The 19,418-nt window shown below is 65.4% G+C and carries 19 protein-coding genes; 10 read left to right on the top strand and 9 right to left on the bottom strand.

All coding sequences use genetic code 11. The features are described from left to right. Positions 1–1,008 precede the first annotated feature (1,008 nt). From FJZ36_07250 to FJZ36_07240, 3 genes are all read right to left on the bottom strand, one after another. The gene (locus FJZ36_07250; GenBank protein ID MBM3214695.1) at positions 1,009–2,028 is read right to left on the bottom strand and encodes a D-2-hydroxyacid dehydrogenase; all 1,020 of its coding nucleotides are present in this window, start codon (positions 2,026–2,028) and stop codon (positions 1,009–1,011) included. Positions 2,029–2,049: 21 nt separating this feature from the next. Continuing rightward, positions 2,050–2,760, bottom strand: coding sequence for a DUF1080 domain-containing protein (locus FJZ36_07245; protein ID MBM3214694.1), 711 nt, complete (start codon positions 2,758–2,760; stop codon positions 2,050–2,052). 138 nt (positions 2,761–2,898) lie between these two features. Then, positions 2,899–4,986: a beta-galactosidase gene (locus FJZ36_07240; protein ID MBM3214693.1), complete on the bottom strand. Its 2,088-nt coding sequence runs from the start codon at positions 4,984–4,986 to the stop codon at positions 2,899–2,901. A gap of 147 nt (positions 4,987–5,133) precedes the next feature. Here FJZ36_07240 and FJZ36_07235 point away from each other — a divergent pair, with 147 nt between their 5' ends. Both FJZ36_07235 and FJZ36_07230 read left to right on the top strand, forming a co-directional pair. Further along, positions 5,134–6,288: a mandelate racemase/muconate lactonizing enzyme family protein gene (locus FJZ36_07235; GenBank protein ID MBM3214692.1), complete on the top strand. Its 1,155-nt coding sequence runs from the start codon at positions 5,134–5,136 to the stop codon at positions 6,286–6,288. A gap of 84 nt (positions 6,289–6,372) precedes the next feature. After that, the gene (locus FJZ36_07230; protein MBM3214691.1) at positions 6,373–8,265 is read left to right on the top strand and encodes a hypothetical protein; all 1,893 of its coding nucleotides are present in this window, start codon (positions 6,373–6,375) and stop codon (positions 8,263–8,265) included. Positions 8,266–8,271: 6 nt separating this feature from the next. Here the strand turns inward: FJZ36_07230 and FJZ36_07225 are convergent, their stop codons facing one another. From FJZ36_07225 to FJZ36_07215, 3 genes are all read right to left on the bottom strand, one after another. Further along, on the bottom strand, positions 8,272–8,679 hold the full coding sequence (locus FJZ36_07225; protein MBM3214690.1) for a hypothetical protein: 408 nt from the start codon (positions 8,677–8,679) through the stop codon (positions 8,272–8,274). A gap of 81 nt (positions 8,680–8,760) precedes the next feature. After that, positions 8,761–9,093: a hypothetical protein gene (locus tag FJZ36_07220; protein ID MBM3214689.1), complete on the bottom strand. Its 333-nt coding sequence runs from the start codon at positions 9,091–9,093 to the stop codon at positions 8,761–8,763. Beyond that, positions 9,090–10,469 carry a DegT/DnrJ/EryC1/StrS family aminotransferase gene (locus tag FJZ36_07215; GenBank protein ID MBM3214688.1) on the bottom strand — a complete coding sequence of 460 codons (1,380 nt, stop codon included), beginning with the start codon at positions 10,467–10,469 and terminating at the stop codon, positions 9,090–9,092. Before FJZ36_07215 ends, FJZ36_07220 begins: the two co-directional genes overlap by 4 nt. A 212-nt stretch (positions 10,470–10,681) precedes the next feature. Here FJZ36_07215 and FJZ36_07210 point away from each other — a divergent pair, with 212 nt between their 5' ends. From FJZ36_07210 to FJZ36_07185, 6 genes are all read left to right on the top strand, one after another. Then, entirely contained in the window at positions 10,682–11,818 is a 1,137-nt protein-coding gene (locus FJZ36_07210; GenBank protein MBM3214687.1) for a hypothetical protein, read from the top strand. A gap of 254 nt (positions 11,819–12,072) precedes the next feature. After that, positions 12,073–12,279: a type II toxin-antitoxin system HicB family antitoxin gene (locus FJZ36_07205; GenBank protein ID MBM3214686.1), complete on the top strand. Its 207-nt coding sequence runs from the start codon at positions 12,073–12,075 to the stop codon at positions 12,277–12,279. Next, positions 12,276–12,497, top strand: a complete 222-nt coding sequence (locus FJZ36_07200; GenBank protein ID MBM3214685.1) for a type II toxin-antitoxin system HicA family toxin — start codon at positions 12,276–12,278, stop codon at positions 12,495–12,497. The genes FJZ36_07205 and FJZ36_07200 overlap by 4 nt, the downstream gene beginning before the upstream one ends. 59 nt (positions 12,498–12,556) lie before the next feature. Next, entirely contained in the window at positions 12,557–12,859 is a 303-nt protein-coding gene (locus FJZ36_07195) for a hypothetical protein (GenBank protein MBM3214684.1), read from the top strand. A gap of 83 nt (positions 12,860–12,942) precedes the next feature. Next, complete coding sequence (locus tag FJZ36_07190) at positions 12,943–14,211, top strand: hypothetical protein (GenBank protein ID MBM3214683.1); 1,269 nt, start codon at positions 12,943–12,945, stop codon at positions 14,209–14,211. Positions 14,212–14,246: 35 nt separating this feature from the next. Beyond that, complete coding sequence (locus FJZ36_07185; GenBank protein ID MBM3214682.1) at positions 14,247–14,924, top strand: trehalose utilization protein ThuA; 678 nt, start codon at positions 14,247–14,249, stop codon at positions 14,922–14,924. 77 nt (positions 14,925–15,001) lie between these two features. Here the strand turns inward: FJZ36_07185 and FJZ36_07180 are convergent, their stop codons facing one another. Next, complete coding sequence (locus FJZ36_07180) at positions 15,002–16,081, bottom strand: hypothetical protein (protein ID MBM3214681.1); 1,080 nt, start codon at positions 16,079–16,081, stop codon at positions 15,002–15,004. Between the two features lie 136 nt (positions 16,082–16,217). Between FJZ36_07180 and FJZ36_07175 the strand changes: the two genes are divergently transcribed. Further along, positions 16,218–17,567 carry an NADH oxidase gene (locus tag FJZ36_07175; GenBank protein ID MBM3214680.1) on the top strand — a complete coding sequence of 450 codons (1,350 nt, stop codon included), beginning with the start codon at positions 16,218–16,220 and terminating at the stop codon, positions 17,565–17,567. On the opposite strand, the gene FJZ36_07170 is transcribed toward FJZ36_07175, so the two are convergent. Continuing rightward, complete coding sequence (locus tag FJZ36_07170; GenBank protein ID MBM3214679.1) at positions 17,554–17,940, bottom strand: WGR domain-containing protein; 387 nt, start codon at positions 17,938–17,940, stop codon at positions 17,554–17,556. The genes FJZ36_07175 and FJZ36_07170 overlap by 14 nt on opposite strands. Between FJZ36_07170 and FJZ36_07165 the strand changes: the two genes are divergently transcribed. After that, a complete protein-coding gene (locus tag FJZ36_07165) occupies positions 17,932–19,050 on the top strand; it encodes a hypothetical protein (protein ID MBM3214678.1) in 1,119 nt (372 codons plus the stop codon). The genes FJZ36_07170 and FJZ36_07165 overlap by 9 nt on opposite strands. Here FJZ36_07165 and FJZ36_07160 read toward each other — a convergent pair. Next, positions 19,047–19,397 (bottom strand): aspartate 1-decarboxylase, encoded by a 351-nt coding sequence (locus FJZ36_07160; GenBank protein ID MBM3214677.1) that lies wholly within the window; start codon positions 19,395–19,397, stop codon positions 19,047–19,049. The genes FJZ36_07165 and FJZ36_07160 overlap by 4 nt on opposite strands. Positions 19,398–19,418: the final 21 nt, after the last annotated feature.

The following is a 19,418-nucleotide window of genomic DNA, read 5'->3' as shown; positions in this document are numbered from 1 at the left end:
CATGATCCCGTTCCCGGCAGGCGTCGGGCGGATCGACCAGACGTTCGTCGGGTTCCCGGAGCGGGAGCTTTCCGAGTGGATACGGGTTGCCCGTGACGTCATCCAGCCACACTTCGACCTAACGCCGGAGATGATCACCCACACGCATGTCGTCGATCTGGATACTTGGCAGCTCACCGAGGAGTGGGAGCAGGGAGAGTGGGTCGATCCGCCAGCAGAGCTGCTTCCGCGTTACGTCGAGACGGCGATGCAGCTTCTCAGGAACGCCGGCATCGTCTGCGAGGGCGTGACGAGTCCCGGCGCGTTCGCCAAGCGCAAGGAAGACGTCCACGCGAAGGCTGTGCTGGACGGCGCGCGCCGGGTCAACGGGATCGATCGCCCATTCTACTTCCTGCACATGGTCGACAAGGAGATGCCGACGGTTCCCATCTGGTATGCCGACAAGTCAGCGGGCACGGCGGTCGCCAGCATCGTCGGCTGCGCAGGCGATTGGTTCGGCGCGACGGGGTTCGACGAGGCGAGCGCAGACAGGTTCATCACGGAAGACTTACGCGGCGGCAGGCTGCCGGAAGTCCTCGAAGCAGGAGCTCCCTGCGTGCTGGTCGGGCATTGGCCCTGCTTCTACGTGAACGATCAGGTTGGGTTCGGAGTGCTCCGTGACGTGAAGCGCCGACTCGACGCCTACGACCCCGACGGCACGCGCACGCTGTGGATGAAGAACAGCGAGATCGGTCACTACTGGATGGCGCGCGAGCTCTCGAACGTGTCGGTCGCTGAAGGAGCCTCTGGTGGAGAGGTTGTCGTGACGATCGAGACGGCGTTCCCGACGCCGGACTTCACGCTCTCGGTCGACGCTCCCGCGAGGCGCGTCCGCGTGGACGGCTCCGACCTGCGCTCAGCCGGCACGCGGCAGGCGTTCAGGGCGGGATCCTACTTGGCGGAAGGCTCAACGACCGCCCTCGCGTTCGACTTGGCGGTAGGCAGAACCGATGTGATCGTGACCCTCGACTAGCACCACCGCCGCTTGTCGACAACGTTGGTCAGCGACTCCCCGGACACGAAGCGACGCAAGTTCTCGCACACGACCGCAAGTCGCCGTCCGCCCACGCCAGGGTCCGCACCGGCGACGTGTGGCGTGAGGATGGCGTTCTCCATCGACCAGAGCGGATGGTCCGGCGGCAACGGCTCCGTCTCGAAGACATCCAGTGCTACTCCCGCGATGGTTCCCGCCGTGAGCGCTTCCGTGAGCGCCGCCAGGTCCACGACGACGCCCCGCGAGATGTTGATGAGGAACGCGCTCCGCTTCATCCGCGCGATCCGATCCGCGTCGAAGAGCCGAACCGTGTCGGGCGTATGGGGCACGCAGCTCACGATGAAATCCGACGCGGCGAGCAGTTCGTCCAGACCCGACGAGTCCCATAGCTGATCGACGAAATCGGGCTTCTCGACGGGCACAGCGTTCGTCGCGACGACGCGCATCTGACATGCCGACGCCCGACGCGCGACCTCGGTTCCGATGCCCCCAAGTCCGACAACGCCCATCGTCGCTCCAGCGAGCGGAACGACCGGCACGCCACCACGCCACTCCGACCTGAGTTGCCTCCTCACGTAGACGTGGAGCCCGCGAGCGAACATGAGGACGTAGCCCATCGCCTGATCCGCGATGGCATCGCTGTAGATGCCCCGCATGTTCGTCAGCGTCACGTCGCTCGCGGCGAGCGCTGGGAACATGTAGTGTTCGAGCCCGGCGATGGGCGTCTGAACCCAGCGCAGGCGCGTCGCCGCCTCCAGCAGGCGCGGCGTCAGGTTCCCGTACATGCCGTCGGCGTTGCGGATCGCTTCGACCGCCTCCCTCTCGGTACGCACGTTGGCGATGATGGCGTCCGGCGCGGCTGCCTGCAGGGCAGCGAGCGTCCGATCATCGACCGCCGGGAACACCAGGAACTTCATGCTTGCCTCCGTTCGGCGAGCACCACACGAGCCCACACCGACGCTCCGTCTGGGTGCGGGCTCGTGGGCTCGATCCATCGAGACGCGACGCGGGAGCCGCTACGCGTCGTAGTCGGTCAGTTCGCGCATCCAGATGTTGCGGAACCGAACCTTGTCGCCGTGGTCCTGGAGGCGCAACGGGCCCTTGTCCGGATGCGGCGTGTCGTAGTTGGACACGGATCGATGCCCCGTCGGACCCATCGCCGCCGTGTGGTTGTGGACGACGATCCCGTTGTAGAGCACGGTGATGTACGCCGGAGCGCGCAGCTTGCCGTCGTTCCAGCGCGGCGCGCGGAAGACGATGTCGTAGGTCTGCCATTCGCCGGGCGCGCGGCAGGCGCTCACCAGCGGCGGATACTGGCCGTAGATCGCCGCCGTGGTTCCGTCCGCGTAGGTCGGGTTGTCGTAGCCGTCGAGGACCTGGATCTCGTACCGACCCATCAGGAATACGCCGCTGTTACCCCTGCCCTGGCTGTTGCCCTTGACGACCTTCGGTGTGGCGAACTCCAGGTGAAGTTGGCAGTCGCCGAAGTGCTGCTTCGTCTGGATGTCGCCGGTTCGCGTCACGGTCATCGCGCCGCCCGATACCTTCCACTGTGCGGGACCTCCCTTGACGCTCTCCCACTTCGAGAGGTCGGTCCCGTCAAACAGGACAGCGGCATCGTCGGGAGCCGTCCCCGCCTTGCGGGCAGTGCTCGACGTTCCGGGCGTGACGATGACCGGGTGCGGACGCTTGCCGTCGTGAACTCGCCACTTCGAGTCGGGGAGCATCGGCGTGTCATCGTAGCCAACCGATGCCGGGCGCTTCTTCTGTGCCACCGTCGTTTCCTCCTGGTAGTACCACGTCGCTGCGACTCCGGGCGTGTCATCGACACGTATTGTCAGCAGGGAGCGCGACGCGCGCAAGCGTCAAACGAGCCGCGCAATGCAGGCGTCCCGGTCCCCGACGTTGACCTTCACGATGCCTGGCTCGCCGAACGCCGTCTCGCCCCACATTGACTCCGCCGGGCCCAGGTCCGCCCACCGGCCGTTCAGCCGCACGTCAGCGGAGACGCGTTCGCATGTCGGGTTCACGGCCCACAGGTAGGTTCCGCCATCGCCGTCTTGGATGCGCGCCGTCACACGCTGGTCCGATACGGTGACCTGCGGCTCCCTGCCGCACCAGGACAGAAGCTCACGGTAGAACCGCCTCGAATCGTCGTTCGGCGCGCGATACATCCCGGCTCCGGGGAAGGTTCCGATGAGCCGCGTCCTGCCAGAGCCGTAGACGTTGTCCACGACGGCGATCTTCCCATCGGCGTACCGCCCGGCGATGGTTCCCGACGTGGGCTCGAAGGCTTGCAGGAACGTGCCGCCGCGCACGCGCAGATCTCCAACCTGGAACGTCAGATCACCCAGGATGTCCGGGGTGAACTCGACGTACGACTCCACAGCGCCGAACAGTGCGTCGAGCCCGAGGTTCGGCTGTCGCGTGCCGACCCGACCTCGATCGCCGAAGTAGCCCGGGCATCCCTCCGAGATGAGCGATCCGCCTCGCTTGACCCAGTCGATGAGCCGGTCGGTGACCTCTCGTGGCAGCATGACGGGGTACGGCAGGTAGAGCGCGTCGTACTCGTGGATGTGGTCGATGTGTACCCAGTCCGCCTGGATGTTGTTTTCGAAGAACCCCTGGTAGGCTCCGCGCGCCGATTCCGTGTAGTACGCCGTGTCCCCCTGCTGCGCCTGCGCGAACAACTGCGACTCGGGGACGACCACGATGCCGATGTCGCCCTGGACTGGCACAGATCGCCAGAGCGCCGCCGTCTCGTCCGAGTTCGCCCAGTTCGCGATGCGGCTGGTCATCGCCGACCTGTCGGTACGCAACCCGTCCATCCCGTACATGCCGAACGCGCCGAACAGGGGTCCGTCGAGCAGCGGCCGCCATCGCGGACACAGCCAGCCGCGCGTTCCTCCAGCGAACGACAGCAGGTTCCACAACCGGATGTCTTCAGGCGTCGCGATCCGCCCGCTATCGCGCGTTCGGTTCAGCACTTGGGGCTGCATCCACAAGGGACCTGCCTGCGCCTCGGCATGCCAGAACGGCTTTCCTCGGGCTCCAGCGCGGACCAGGTCGACGGCGTGCCACTGCTTCCAGGGCTCGTCGCCCTTCCGCGCGGCGATCCACGTGAACCCCCAGCTCTCGACCTCTGACGCGGCACGCCACTCGTCGCAGCAGCTCGGCATGTCCGACAGCGTCTGCGCGACGCCATGCGCCGTGATCGCGTGGTCGGGATCGACGCCCCGAATCACGTCCGCGCGCCAACGCATCTGCTCGTACGCGTTCTCGATGCGGAATTGCTGCCAGTCCATGCACTCCGCGTTGCCCGCCCAGTTGCGCGGCGCGTCGATGTCTTTCCACTCGGCGAAGCTGTGCCGGTACCACGCGGCTCCGAGCGTGCGCAGATCGCCGTATTTCCGCCGAAGCCAGTCGCGAAACTTCGCGAGCGTCGCGTCACAGTAGCAGACTGACGTCGAGTGGAAACACTCGTTCCAGATGTCGTACCCGCCCAAACCAGGATGGGAGCGGTAGCGCTCGGCAAGCGCGCGCAGAAAGCCTTCGGCATAATCGCGCCAATCGTCGTTGTCGAGACAGAGTCCGGGGAACCCACCGGTCGCGCTGCTGCCGCCCCAATGGCTTCGCACAGGTGCGCCATCCTTTGTGCGGAACCGAGCGTGCGCGAACCGGCGGAATGCCCATTCGGGCGCTGCGGTGATCATCTCCGCGATGACCGTCGCGATGCCATTCTCGGCGGCGAGGTCGAGCTGCCGGTCGTAGTCGTCCCAGTCGTAGACTCCCGGCTCGATCTCGATCGCCGACCACAGGAACCAGTGCCGGAAGGTGTTCATACCGTCCTCGAACGCGGTACGGTAGTCGCGCTCCCAGTCCTCGCGCGGCGGGTAGGACTTGCGGAAGTAGACAGCGCCGTACGGGAAGCGGGGCAGGTGCTGTGTCGGCATCGCGGAAACCCTTTCTTGCCAGTCCGTCTGGAACTCGATTCTTGCCGATGGTTGGGCGCAGGGCAACCGGACAGTCGTTCGTGGTATAGTGCTGAGGCAGCACCCCGCGCCGAGTCGCGCTCGTGGCAGGACATCGAGGAGGCAACGATGAGGATCGCCGAAGTCGAATGCGCGTGGGTCTCCATCCCGCTGCCTGTTCCGCGAGGTCTGTCCGGAGGACCCATCACGTCGAGCACCGACGCCGTCTGCCGCATCACGACAGCCGACGGACTGATGGGTATCGGTGAATCGCGCGGCGGACCCCTGGCGGAGGTATGCGAGATCATCGACTCCGTTTTCCGAGACCTGCTCATCGGCGAGCATGCGGCTGAGACCGAGTATCACTGGTCTCGGATGGAGCGTTCGCTGCTGGGTCCGGACGCGCCGACGACGCGCTGGAGCCGCCGGACCGTGCTCGCCGCGATCGCCGCCGTCGATCTCGCCCTATGGGACATCAAGGCAAAGGCAGCCGACCTGTCCATCTGCCGATTGTTGGGCGGCAGACCGCGCCCCATCCCCGCCTACCTGTCCGAGGGCTTCTACATCGAGAACCAGTCTCTCGAAGCGATGGTCGCCGAAGCCGAGGAGTCGATGGGCCAAGGCGGGTACAACGCGCTCAAGATCCGAATCGGTCGAGGTTCCCCGCAGGACAGCGAAGCGCGCGTCCGCGCCTTTCGACGGGAGTTCGGGAGCTCGATCACGCTGATGGCAGACGTGAACCAGGCGTGGGACGTGCCTACCGCCATCGAGACCTGCAAGCGCCTGGAACCGTACGAGCTCTACTGGCTCGAAGAGCCCGTTCCCGTTCGGCGCACGGACGAGTACGACCCAGACACCGCCTGCGGCGAGATCGCCCACGCGACGACGATCCCCATCGCGTCCGGTGAGAACCACATCGACCTTGCGGAATGCCGTAGTCTCGTCGAGCGAGGCGGCATCCGGTTCATGCAGTTCGACGCGATCAAGAACGGCGGCGTCACCGAGTTCCTCAAGGTCGCCTCGTTCTGCCACGCCCACGGCATTCCGTTCGCGCCGCATCACGTACCCCACTTCCACGTCCAGCTTGTCGCCGCCATACCCAACGGTCTCGTCGTCGAGACATTCCCGAACGACAAACAGCATGTCGCATGGCCCCATCTGTTTCCCGGCTATCCCGAGGTCAAGGGCGGACACATGGACGTGCCGGACCGCCCGGGATGGGGCATGGAGATCGACGACGCCTTCGTGGAGCGCCACGGCGTCCAGGTGAGGTGGCGGCGCTAACGCCGCACGGTCCGCAACGTCATCGGTTCGCCCAATCTCGTGGCCACACGTTCGCAATCGACCTGCGTCCCGTATGCGTGAACCATGCCCCGCATCAAGACCACGGCAGACGACGGCTCGATCCGAGCCCGCGCGTTCGTGATCGCCTTTGCCATCGCGCCGGCGAGCCAGTACTGGGTTGCCAGCACGTGGAACGGCTTCACGATCATGTCGCTGTTCATCAACGCGATCTTCGTCGTCTTCGTGCTAGCCGGCTCCAATCGGCTCGTGGCCCGATGGAGTCCAGAAGCAGCCCTGCGCCCGGGGGAGCTGCTCCTGATCTACGCGGTTCTCGCGGCTTCGACCGCCGCCGTGGGACACGACACGATCGAGATGCTCACCCAAGTCATCGGGTATCCCGCCCACTTCGCCTCGCCGGAGAACGAATGGGAGACGATTCTCTTTCGCCATCTGCCCAGGTGGCTGTTCGTGTGGGACAAGAACATTGTCGCCGGGCTCTACCACAACGGCGAGACCTTCTTCGCACGGCGCACGATCGCCGCGTTCGTCCGTCCGCTCGCCTACTGGTCGGCGTTCCTCGTCGCACTCTACACCGCGATGGTGTGCCTCGACCTGCTGCTGCGGCGTCAGTGGACAGACCGTGAGCGGCTTGCGTTCCCCGTCGCGCAGATTCCGCTCGGAGTCATGCGATCCGGTGGCGAAGTGTTTGGCTCCGGTCGGTTTTGGATTGGTTTCGCTGGAGCCGCCGCGCTCAGTCTGCTGAACGGGCTCCATCAGCTCTATCCCTCGGTCCCGGGGCTCACCTACGGGAAGTTCGACCTGGGAGCCCTTTTCACGGAAGCGCCCTGGAACGCCATTGACGCCGCCTACGTCGAGTTCCTGCCCTTCGTCTTCGGACTCGCTTACTTCATTCCCGTCGAGCTATCGTTTTCGATCTGGTTCTTCTACTGGTTCTGGAAGGTGATCGCCGTCGCAGGGAGGGCGGCGGGGCTGCATCGAATCCCGGGGTTCCCGGGATTCTGGTCGCAGGGCATGGGCGGGATGATGCTCATGGGGGCCATGTTCCTGTGGTGGGCGCGGCATCACATCGGAGCCGTCGTGCGCGACGTTCTTCGAGGGCGAAGGAGCTCGGACGACGACAGCCCGTACCGCTTCGCCGTCGTGGGATTCGTGGTCTCAGCGATGTTCCTGGTCGGGTTCCTGGCGTTCGCGGGGATGGCAGTGTGGGTCGGCGTGCTCTTTCTGGGCTCCTACTTCGTGATGTCCATCGTGACGACGCGGCTTCGCGCGCAGGTGGGCCCGCCGACGCATGAGCTGCCCTTCACGGCGTCGGGCATGCTGACGAGCTTCCTGGGCGTACGGTCACTGCCGGCGGGGAGCCTCGCTGGGTTCGCCGTCTTCCGCTTCGTGGACTTCGGTCAGCGCGGGACGCCAATGCCGCAGGTGCTCGAATCGCTCTACCTGCGCGACCGCCTGCAGAGCCGTTCAGCGGGCAGGTTCGTCGCCGCGATCGTCGCTGCGCTGGTCATCGGCACTCTCGTCGGGTTCGTCGGGAACCTACAGCGGAGCTACGTCTATTCGGTTCAGACGTGGGTGGGCGACTGGGCATTCCCGCAGGTCGCCTCGCAGTTGCAGTACCGCCCGACAGGCGTAGACCTCGCCTACATCGTCTACTTCGTCATTGGAGGCGCGATGGTCCTGCTACTGGGCATCCTGGGCAGGACCTTCTTCTGGTGGCAGCTCCACCCGCTGGGCTACATCATGGGCGGCGAATGGATGCTTCGCCATCTCTGGTTCCCGATCTTCCTGGCGTGGGCCGTCCGCTGGACACTCCTGCGTTTCGCTGGCATCGCCGGGCATCGCAAGACGGTGCCCTTATTCCTCGGCGTTACGCTCGGCGACGCGACGATGCTCGGGCTCTGGAGCCTCTACGGGACCATCTTCCGCGAGTGGACGATCTCCTACGTCTACTGGTAACGCCGGTCAGACGAGCGAGCGCCACAGGTCGGCGTACGTCGAGAGCTGGAACCCCTGCCGTGTCGCGTGCTCGAACGTCAGCTCGAGCATCCGCATCGGTGGGTCGAACCGCGCCAGCGACCACGGATGCCAAATGAGCGAGACGAAGATGAGGGCGTCGGCTCTGGCGCAGTTGAGGAAGACCCGATTCACCGCGAACTCGTCCTCAGGCGTCTTGAGGAACCCTGGCGGGATGGTTTCGGGCATGGAGGGAGGCCACAGCGTCACGCGGCGGGGCCCCCAGCGATTGTGGTCTTTCAGCAGGTTCTCGTGCCACCCGTGTCCAGGGAGTTCCCATAGGCTCGGGAACCCGTCAGCGGCGTAGGTCTCCGGCTCGAGCAGCAACGCCGGGAGCGAGTAGTCAGGTCCCCACAACCTGCTGCTGACGTAGCCGAATCCGGCTCCGGCGATGCACTCGAGCTCTGCCGCCGCGCCGCGGAGGCCATCGACGAAGCCTCAGCCAGGGCGGAGCCCGACGCACTCTCGCCCCATGACCTGCTCCACGACGTCCTTGCCTCGCACAATCTCCTCGATGCGCTGCTCGGGGGTCGCAGCGGGCCCGCAGAACGGATGATCTCTCAGCATCCGATGCGAGTAGGTGTGCGACGCCACCTCGAAGAGCGGATCGTCCCACAGATCGCGGTACTCCGCGGCGTCCGTTTCGAGCGTCCTGCCCGTCACGAAGAACGTGGCAGGCATCCCGAATCGACGGTGCACGTCGACGATCCGTCGGCAGGCGCCAAGGCACGCCGGGGATTCCGTGTCATAAGCGGCGATGTACCGCGTCATGCCGCGCCTCCCGTTGCCGCGTCGAGCCACGACGCTCCGCCGGCATTCCGACCGTAGAGGGCTCCCAGCACTTTGTCGATGGCTCTCGCCACGGCGTCACAGTCGCGCTCCGTCCACCACTGGTTCAGGGGGACGGAGACGTGTCGGCTAGTGAGTTCGACGGTTCGTCGGCACATGTCCGCCGAGTAGCGGGTCTTCGGACCTTCCTCGGCATTCGGGCAGTGCCACGGACACCCGTCCGAGGTCGCCGGCACTCGGTCGAGGATCTGCCACATGTGCTGGTAGTAGTGCCAATCCTCGTTGGCGCTGGGTCCGCGCGTTCCGGAAGACACGCCTTCCGCTCGCAGCGCGTGAGCGGCATCGGCCGCAGCCTGAGCCGTGGGGCAGAAGAACCCGATGGAATGCCCCATCTCGCCGCCCAGGTCGTGGATCCGCTGCGGCGTGACGCCACTGTAGGAGCCGAGGCCGGCTAGGATGCGGCGCTTGTTGGCTCGCCATCGCGCGAGCTGCGCATCCGCCTTGCGCGTCTGTACGAGATCGACGGTCCCTTCGAGCTCCGACATACGGTAGTTGAGTCCGCAGAAGAGCTCGCCTTCCCAGCGCGCCTTGGCGAACCGGTCGGGACGCCACAGCCCGCCGGCCTCCGCCCAGCCCTGAACGCGCGCGAACAGCGCGTCGTCGTTGCACATGACGAGACCGCCCTCGCCGCCGCCGGTAGTCTTGTAGGAGCTGATGCTGAAGCACCCCAGATCGCCGATCGTGCCGACGCGGCGTCCCCTGAAGCTGGCGCCGTACGCCTGGGCGCAGTCCTCAACGATCCGAAGGTTGTGCCGCTGTGCGATCTCACGGATGGCGTCCATGTCGCACACGTAGCCGTTCATGTGAACCGGCGCGATGGCTTTCGTCAGGGACGTGATGCGCGCTTCGACGTCCTTCGGATCGATGGTCATCGACTCGTCGATGTCGCACCACACGGGAACGCCGCGAGCGACCACGACCGCCATCGCCGTCGCCAGGAACGTGTAGCCCGGCACGATCACCTCGTCGCCTCGGCCGATGTCGGCGGCGACGTACGCGGTGTGCAGCGCCGCCGTCCCGGAGCTCACGGCGAGCACGTGGCGGACGCCGAAGCGCTCCTCGATCTCGCGCTCCATCGTCTCGACGTTCGAGCCGGACTTGTACCGCGCGAAGAAGGGCCCGCCGCCGATGTTCTCCCCCTGCACGGCTGCGGCGATCCGCTTCACCGCATCGTCGGAGTAGCCCCACGTTCGCGCCATCTCCAAGAACTCGTCATGTCCGATCTTGGGCTCTCCGCGACCTTCGTACTCCGGAACCGCCTTGGGTCCTCCGCGCACCGCGAGTTCGCTGCTGGACATCCCGTCTCCCCCGCTGTTCCCTTGTGCATTGCCGACCACGATGCCGCGTTTCGCGTCGCGCACGCATGCAACCACTGATGACGAAACTGTGCAACATGGCAGCGACGGGGAACGAGCGACTACGCCTCCCGCCTAGCGGCGGCGGCGGGCATGGGCTAGTCTGTCGGTGGGTCGAGACGCGCTCGTGACTCCGCCTCTGCGAGGACAGCCGGATGACACACCGCGAACGTTTCCACGCCGTCATGGAGTATCGTCCCGTGGACCGCGTGCCGAACTGGGAGCTCGGCATCTGGCCCCAGACGCTCCAGCGATGGCTCAGAGAAGGGATGCCGGACGAGAAGCGCCTCGGTGACTGGTTCAGCGGCGTGGATGCTGGGCGTGCGAACACGCTTGGGCTCGACGAGCGCGAATTCGTGCCGGTGCATATGGGCATGTCGCCGGGGTTCGAAGCGAAGGTGCTCGAACGGACGGAGCGCTACGAGGTTATCCAGCACGGCAACGGCGTCGTCACGAAGGCGCTCATCGAAGGAACCGTCGGCGGTGGCAGGACGTCGATGGATCAGTATCTGAGGTTCCCCGTCGAGAACGTCCGAGACCTCCGCGAGCTCAAGAAGCGCTACGTCGCGTCCGATCCAGCGCGCCAACCCGCCAACTGGCGCGGTTCCGTCGCGAGATGTCGTGACCGCGAGCACGTGCTCATCCTGGGTCGGAACTGTTGCACGGGGTTCTACGGCGTCGCCCGGGCGTGGATGGGAACCGAGAACCTGTCGCTCGCCTGGCACGACGATCCCGCGCTCTGCGACGAGATGTTCGAGTTCATCGCGGACTTCGTCATCGAGGTGACTACGCCGACGCTCCTCGCAGCCGAGTTCGACTACTTCAACTTCTTCGAGGACCTCGCGTTCAAGTCGGGCCCGCTCGTGAGCCCGACTAGCTGGCGCCGACACGTGTTCCCCCACTATCGACGCGCGATCGACCACTTGAAGAAGCACGGCGTCCGCTACGTCAGCCTCGACAGCGACGGGAACACGGAACCGCTCATTCCCCAGTTCATGGAGATGGGCGTCGACATCCACTGGCCCGTCGAACGCGCGGCCGACATGGAGCCGATGCGTCTGCGCAGGCAGTTCGGCAAGGACCTGCGCCTCTGGGGAGCCGTCGACAAGCGCGAGATCGCCAAGGGACCTGCTGCCATCGACGCCGTCATGCGCGAGCTCGCCCCCATGATCGAAGACGGCGGATTCATCCCAACCCTCGACCACACGTTCCCGCCCGACATCTCGTGGGACAACTTCGCCTACTACATGGAGCAGAAGGAACGCCTCCTGACTGGCGCATGGGGAACCTGATCGGCGCGTACTCGGCTCGCTGCATCGGACGCATCCGTCCCCGGCTTGGCGGTCGTGCGATTCAGTCTGTCCAGGAGCGTAACGAAGAAGCGAGTCTCGGACGTCACCACATTGTGCGAGGCAGAGCGTCGTTCAACCGTATTCGCCTTGCGTCCGACAAGCTTCTAGCAGAGACTCCATTTGGCGATCATTGTCGACTAGACGCGGAGCGCTGCCCGCATCGGACGGCGCTGCACGCTGACGGAGATGGAGTCATGCGACAGATCATTCTCTATCCCGGAGAAGACGGCTACTGGGTCGTCGAGTGTCCGAGCCTGCCGGGTTGCGTGAGTCAAGGGAAAACGAAGACAGAAGCCATCGCCAACATCAAAGAGGCGATCAACGGATACGTTGCCGCGCTGGTAGAGGACGGGTTACCCGTTCCCGAAGAGCGTTTTGAAGCGCTGGTCGTCGCGGTATGACTCGGTTGCCCTGCGTGTCCGGCGCGGACTGCGTCAAGGCGCTCGCCAAGCGAGGGTTCTATCTGAGACGACAAGAGGGAAGTCACATGATCCTTCGTCGGCATGACCCCTTCGCCCAAGTGGTCATTCCGAACCACAAGGAGTTGGATCGCGGAACCCTTCGCTCGGTCATACGGCAAGCCGGATTGAGCGTCGAGGAGTTCATTCGTCTGCTCTAGCCGCGTCGGAACCCGTCCGCGAGGACGCGGAAGCCGCGCTCCAGCAACAGGTCGCAGAGGTGAGAGCCAAGGGACCCGGCTACGACCTGCTGACGTTCTCCATCGCCGACCCGACGTGGAAGATGCGTCTGCGCAAGCAGTTCGGCAAGGACCTGCGCCTCTGGGGAGCCGTCGACAAGCGCGAGATCGCCAAGGGACCTGCTGCCATCGACGCCGTCATGCGCGAGCTCGCCCCCATGATCGAAGACGGCGGATTCATCCCAACCCTCGACCACACGTTCCCGCCCGACATCTCCTGGGACAACTTCGCCTACTACATGGAGCAGAAGGAACGCCTCCTGACTGGCGCATGGGGGACCTGATCGGCGCGTACTCGGCTCGTTGCGGCAGGCTCAACCGACGGGCATACTGAGCGCCGAGTCCGACCAGACCCAAGGGGTGAGGTGTGAGAATCCGACTGTTTCATGCCTGTATCGCGCTCAGCGCTGTCGCGATCGTCCTCACGATGACGGGCTGCGCGCGCGTCCGCCCGACGCAGGACGCCGCGTACGCCGAATCGCTCGCCGTCTTCGAGCGGCGCATCCTGCCCATCCTGCGGTCGCCCCATCCGTCGAGCTGTGTCGAATGCCATCTGTCCGGCGTCGATCTGAGCGGCTACATCCTCCCAACGGCTGAGGGGACCTTCAGGTCGCTCCGTGACCAGGGGCTGGTGAACACTGCCGAGCCCGCCAAGTCGCGCATCCTCGACCTGATCCGCATGAGCAAGCCGGAGTCGGATCGACTGACCCAGCAGGCGCGCCAAGCCGAGCTCGACGCCTTCGCCGCCTGGCTCCAGGCTAGCGTCCGATCGCCTGCGCTCCTGAACGCCCCGCCCCTGCCCGCGAAGGAGCTCGCAGGACCCGGTGTTCCCCTCGAAGTGATCCGTCACACACGCGAGGATCGTGTGTTCCACTCGTTCATGGCGAGCGTCTGGGCGCAGATCGAGCGCTGCGCGGGTTGCCACGCAAAGACGGCTCCCGAGATCGAGAAGAACATCGCCAAGTACGGGCCCCGCGTGCTATGGGTCAAGGACACCTCCGAACAGACGTTCCGGCACATCCTCGACAGCGGGTTCGTGCACACGGACAGACCGACCGAGAGCCTGATGCTCCTCAAGCCGACCATGCAGGTCGAGCACGGCGGCGGCAAGAAGATGGAGATCGGCGACCTCGGATACAAGCAGTTCCGAGCCTGGATCGAGGACTACGTGGCGTCTGTGCGGGGGACCTACACCTCCGTCGAAGACCTCCCAGCTCCGTCGGACGTGGAGTACATCGGCTCCGAGATATGGCTCAATGTCGCGCCGACGCCGGAAGCATGGGCGGACAAGGTACTCGGCGTGCTCGTCTACCCGTACGACGAAGCGGCGGGCAGGTTCTCGCAGACACCCACGGCGACATCCGACCGACGCGTGTGGGGAGCCGGCAAGCTATGGCAGCACAACCTCATCCTGATGGCTCCATCTGGCTCCGAGCTCGCGGAGTCGTTCCGCGCCACGCGACGGCTTCCCAGCGGAAAGTACCTTCTTCGGTTCTATCTCGACCGCGACGGAGACCTGGAGAAGGACTGGCGCGCTGAGCTCAACGCGCCCGAGCGAGCAGTCGGGTCCGCCGAGGTAGCGACCGACTGGCACGTCGGCTACAATCGGATGACGGTCGTCACCTCGGTGCGATAACGCGGCTGTCGAGGAAACCGGAAAGGAAGCGCGACATGACGAAGGACGGCAAGCTTCGGGCGCTCGTCTGGTCCGAGCTGACGGAACCCAAGAGCATCTACCCGCAGGGCATCAACGGCGTCATCGCCGATCACCTGAACGCCACGTCGCGGAGCATCGTTGCGACGACGGCGTCGCTTGCAGACGCCGACCAGGGCGTGGGCGAGGCGGCGCTCGCCGAATCCGATGTCCTGGTGTGGTTTGGGCACGTGAAGCACGGGCAGGTCACCGACGAGTCTGTCGAGCGCATCGTCAAGCACGTCAAGGACCGCGGGATGGGGTTCCTGGGCCTCCACTCGACGCACTACGCCAAACCGTACAAGGCGCTTATGGGAACGCCCTGCGGCTGGCGCGCCTATGTCGAGGACGGCAAGCCCGGCAGGATTCTCGTCGCCGACCCGTCGCACCCCATCGCTCAGGGTGTCGAGCCCTTCACGATCCCGCGCGAAGAATGGTACGGCGAGCCGTACGAGGTTCCGCCGCCGGATTCCGTCGTGTTCGTCGGCGTCTACACCGACAACCGCGAAGTGGCTCGCGACGGCTTGACCTGGACGGTGGGCAAGGGACGCGTCTTCTACTGGCGCCCGGGCCACGAGACCTATCCCATCTTCCACATGCCCGAAGTTCTCCGCATCATGGAGAACGCCACTCGCTGGTGCGCCAAGTGGGCATAGCGAGCAACGCGAGATGAAACGATGAAGCCCCTCCGCAGCACGGAGGGGCTTTCTCATGGTCGGAACCGACGCGTCGGTCAGAAGCGCAGCTCTCGGATGCGATTTAGGTAGTAGACGTAATTCTCCAGCGGCGTGCCCGGCACGATGAGATGGTCGGGCAGCGGGATGAACCCTCCCTCGCGCATCAAGGGCAGCCGCCGTTCGATCTCCGCGTCGATGGTCGCCTTGTCCTTTGTGAGCGCGAGCTTGTCGATCCCGCCGAAGATGCGGAGCTCCTTGCCGTAGCGCTTGCGGAACGCCATCGGGTCGGCGCCCATCGGCTGAATCTGGACGGGGAACATCACGTTGACGCCGCCCTCGAACCAGCCCGGCACGAGGTCGTCGATGAGCCCGTCCGAGTCGACCGCGTAGAGATCGACTCCGTACTCGTGCAGCTTGTCGGCGATCTTACGGTAGCCCGGCACGACGTACCGGTTGAACACGTCCGGCGAGACCAGCGGCCCGCTCGACCCGCAGATGTCCTCCCATCCCCACGCCATGTCCACCTTGATCTTCGGCAGGACCTGGTCCATACCCCAGCACACGAGGTCCGACAGCGTATCGACCATCTCCTCCAGAAGCTCGGGATCGTCGTACTGGATGTACCCGAAGTTGACGACGCCCATCCAGTCCCTCAGCCACCCGACCATGCTGGCGGACGAGATGCTCAGCGGCCTTCCCGACGCCTTCATGCGCTCGACCGTCTCGTCGATGTTACCAGGGATGCGCGCGGGATCTGGCTGGAGCCGTTTCTTGTAGTCGTCCCAACCGCCACGGTCCTTGAGGCGGAAGTCGATGTAGTGTGGGATGCACGACCGCCCCTTCCAGTGCTGGGCGATGACGCCGTCGGACTGCTGGAAGATGCGGTACTCGTCCGTCTCCTCAATCGTCTCGTCCGGGAACCCAGGTCGGAGCCCCAGGTGGATCGGCACGCCCCAGGGCAGCCCCTCGGCGTTGAAGTATTCGTGACGGCTCTGCCCGGGCTCCAAGCCCTGCTCCTCCCACTCCCGTTCCAGCTCGGGCCATCCCGTCCAATGGATGACCGGCATGCGGTCGTAGGAGCCGTAGTGCATGATCTCGTGCCACAGTTCGCGGCTGGTCATCGAGCTTCCCTCCATCGATCCGACGTTCGCCCATCCCTACGGGCTAAGTAATAGCACTCGCCGCGCAAGTCTCACAGTCGGCGTGCAGAGATCGGCGTTCCTCATGTAGGATGAGGGCAAAGACAACTGGAACCGAGAGGCAGAGCTGCCCATGTCCACAATCGTAGTCATCGGCGGCGACGCGGCTGGAATGAGCGCCGCCAGCAAAGCCCGCAGAACCGATCCCAACGCGCGCATCATCGTCCTCGAGATGGGCGCGCACACGTCCTACGCCGCGTGCGGATTGCCGTACCTGATCGAAGGGATCGTCAACAGCGCCGACGATCTGGTCGCGCGCACGCCGGAGCAGCACCGGGCGGCTGGCATCGACGTGCGGACGCGCACTCGCGCGACTGCAATCGACACACGAAGCAGGACGGTCAACGCCGAAGGCGCGGATGGCGCTCAGTCCATCGGCTACGACAAGCTGATCATCGCGACCGGCGCGTCGCCCAAGAAGCCAGCGTTCTGCGACGGCGCGTGCGGCGGAGTCTTTACGCTCAAAACGATCCCCGACGCTCTCGGCATTCAGGCTCACATCGCTCGTGGACGCGTTCGCCGCGCCATCGTCGTCGGCGGCGGCTACATCGGCGTCGAGATGTCTGAGGCGCTGACGCGTCGAGGAATCGCCGTAACGCTCGTCGAACATGGAGAGCGCATCCTCAAGCTGCTCGACCCGGACATGTCCGAGCGCATCGCCGCGTACATGTCCAGCCAGGGCGTCGCGATCCATACGGAACGCGAGGTCGTCGCCGCGCAAGGAACTGCGAGCGTCGAGTCCGCGCAGTTGTCGGATGGATCGACCGTTGCCGCCGACATGATCGTCGTTGGAGCCGGCGTCGCGCCGAACGCCGATTTGGCGCGCAACGCCGGGATCGCGCTCGGAGCCAGCGGAGCCATCGCCGTGGACAGCGCGCAGAGAACGAGCGCGTTCCACGTCTACGCCGCCGGGGATTGCGCCGAAGCTCGCCACCTCGTTCTCGACCGCAACGTCTACATCCCGCTGGGGACCACGGCGAACAAGCAAGGGCGGGTAGCAGGGGAGAACGTCGCCGGAGGCAGCGCGACGTTCGCCGGGGTCGTCGGGACGACGGTCTGTAAGGTGTTTGGCAAGGCGTTCGCGCGCACCGGACTGACGGAGGAACAGGCGCGTCGAGCGGGGTTCGCACCCAAGTCTGCTACTGTCGCGGCGAGTTCCCGAGCCGAGTACTACGGCAGCCCGGAGACGATCGACGTGAAGATCGTCTACGACGGCAAGACGCGACGGCTGCTCGGGGCGCAACTGTTCGGGGACGACACGGTCGCCAAACGGATCGACGTCGTCGCAACGGCACTGACGGCGCGAATGATCATCGACGACTTCGTGCAACTCGACCTCAGCTACGCTCCGCCGTTCGCGCCGGTGTGGGACCCGCTCCTCGTCGCGGCGAACGTGGCGGGTCGAGGCTCTAGAACAACGTGAGTTGAGGCGATCCGACGCCGAGCTCCTCATCGTCGGCGACGTCGAAGAGCGACAGTTGGCGGACGCCGTTGGTCGGCGCGGAAGGGAAGTCGGTTTCCTCGAGCCATTTCGATAATGGGTGTCCGTCGGACAGTTGGGTCAGCAGGTAGCCTCGTGAGCGTCGCTCTTGAAGGCGCTGGGTCAGACGGTCGAGTGCGCTGGCACGTGTCGCGATCAGCTCTTCGCGTCGTCTCAGCCGTCCGCCGATGCGTCCCCACTGGGTCACGATCCGGTACGGTTCTCCCGGCTCGGTCGGAACCATCAGAACGATCCGATACCGGCGGCGTCGGTTCTCGGCGGCACTGACGGCGATGAACTCGGCTGTATGCAACATGCTGACAGCCGTACTAACTCCCAGTCACGCCACGCCGGGCGTGCTCTGCCTCGCGGGCTCGAAGGCGGGCTCAAAGGGACGATGACACTGAGATTCGGCAATAGCAAGCGCAGACCGGGCGTTCGCATCATCGTCATTGCGCTTGCGGCGCTCGTGCTCGCAGGAGCGGCGAGGTACCCGCCTGCGACCGACATGCGCTCTCATCTCGTGAAGGGAGAGTGCGCCGACTGCCACGCGGACATCGCCCGCGAGTGGGGGAAGGCGGGACATGCGCAGTCCTGGACCAGCCCGCTTTACCAAGCCTACCGCAAGGAGTTCGCCGCGCCCAAGGAGTGCGACCCCTGCCATGCGCCACAGCCGCTGCACATGACCGGGATCGGCGACATGCCGAAGGTGCGCGTCGAGGACCGCGACCGAGGCGTCGATTGCCTGACATGCCACCTAGCCCCCGACGGGTCGATGCGGGGACCCACCGACGGCGTGTCGCCGTTCCACAAGACGCAGCGGGAACCGACGCTCTACACGATGGAGCTGCGGCTCTGCGCGAGCTGCCACGGGCAGCCGAGCGTGGCGGCACATGACACGGTGACGCCCTATCAGTCGAGTCGCTCGTTCAAGGGCGGTGAAACTTGCCAGACATGCCACATGCCGGAGGTCCAGCGGAAGCCCAGCCGGAAGAGCGAGTCGCCCAAGCGCGGCGGCGAGCACACGTGGTACGGCTCGCGCGATCAGGGTCTTCTGCGGAGTACGCTCCTCCTCGACGCCGAAGAGACGAAGGAAGGCTTGTCGGTCTACGTCACCAACGCTGCGGCGCACTCCCTGCCGGCTGCGCCGCTCCGCGAGATGCGGCTCGGGATCCTGGTCACGGACGCCGCCGGTGCGATCCTCCACAGCCGGACGACGACCTACCGGCATCCTCTTGGGCTGGATGGCAAGCCGCTCGACCCGGACGCTGGCGATCCCCGCATCGCCGCCGAGGAATCGCGGATCATCCCGCTGCCCGTGTCGTCCGCCAAGCTGCGTGGGTCGCTGCTCCGCGTGAACATCCTCTATCGCCGACACGCCAAGGGCTCGTGGATATCGATGGCGTCGCTCACCCGGCGGTTCTAGCTGGTTCGGACGACCCAATTCGACGCGTCGACATGGAGCACTCGCGGCGCTGCCATCCGCGCTTCGGTATCATCGACCATCTGGTAGGACAGGATCAGCACCAGATCGCCTGGCTGCACGAGGCGCGCCGCCGCCCCGTTCACGCAGATCGTGCCGGGCCCGCCTTCGATGGCGTAAGTCTCGAAGCGTTCGCCGTTGTTGACGTTGAGAACCTGGACGCGCTCGAAGGGCAGGATATCCGCCGCTTCGAGAAGGTCGGCATCGATCGTGATGCTGCCCTCGTAGTGGAGGTCAGCCTGGGTGACCGTCGCACGGTGGATCTTCGACTTCAGCATGTGTCTCAACACGATCTGTCGCTCCGAATGGGC

Source organism: Candidatus Poribacteria bacterium (assembly GCA_016866785.1).
Classification (GTDB): domain Bacteria; phylum Poribacteria; class WGA-4E.
This window is presented reverse-complemented; position numbering and strand designations above follow the sequence as displayed.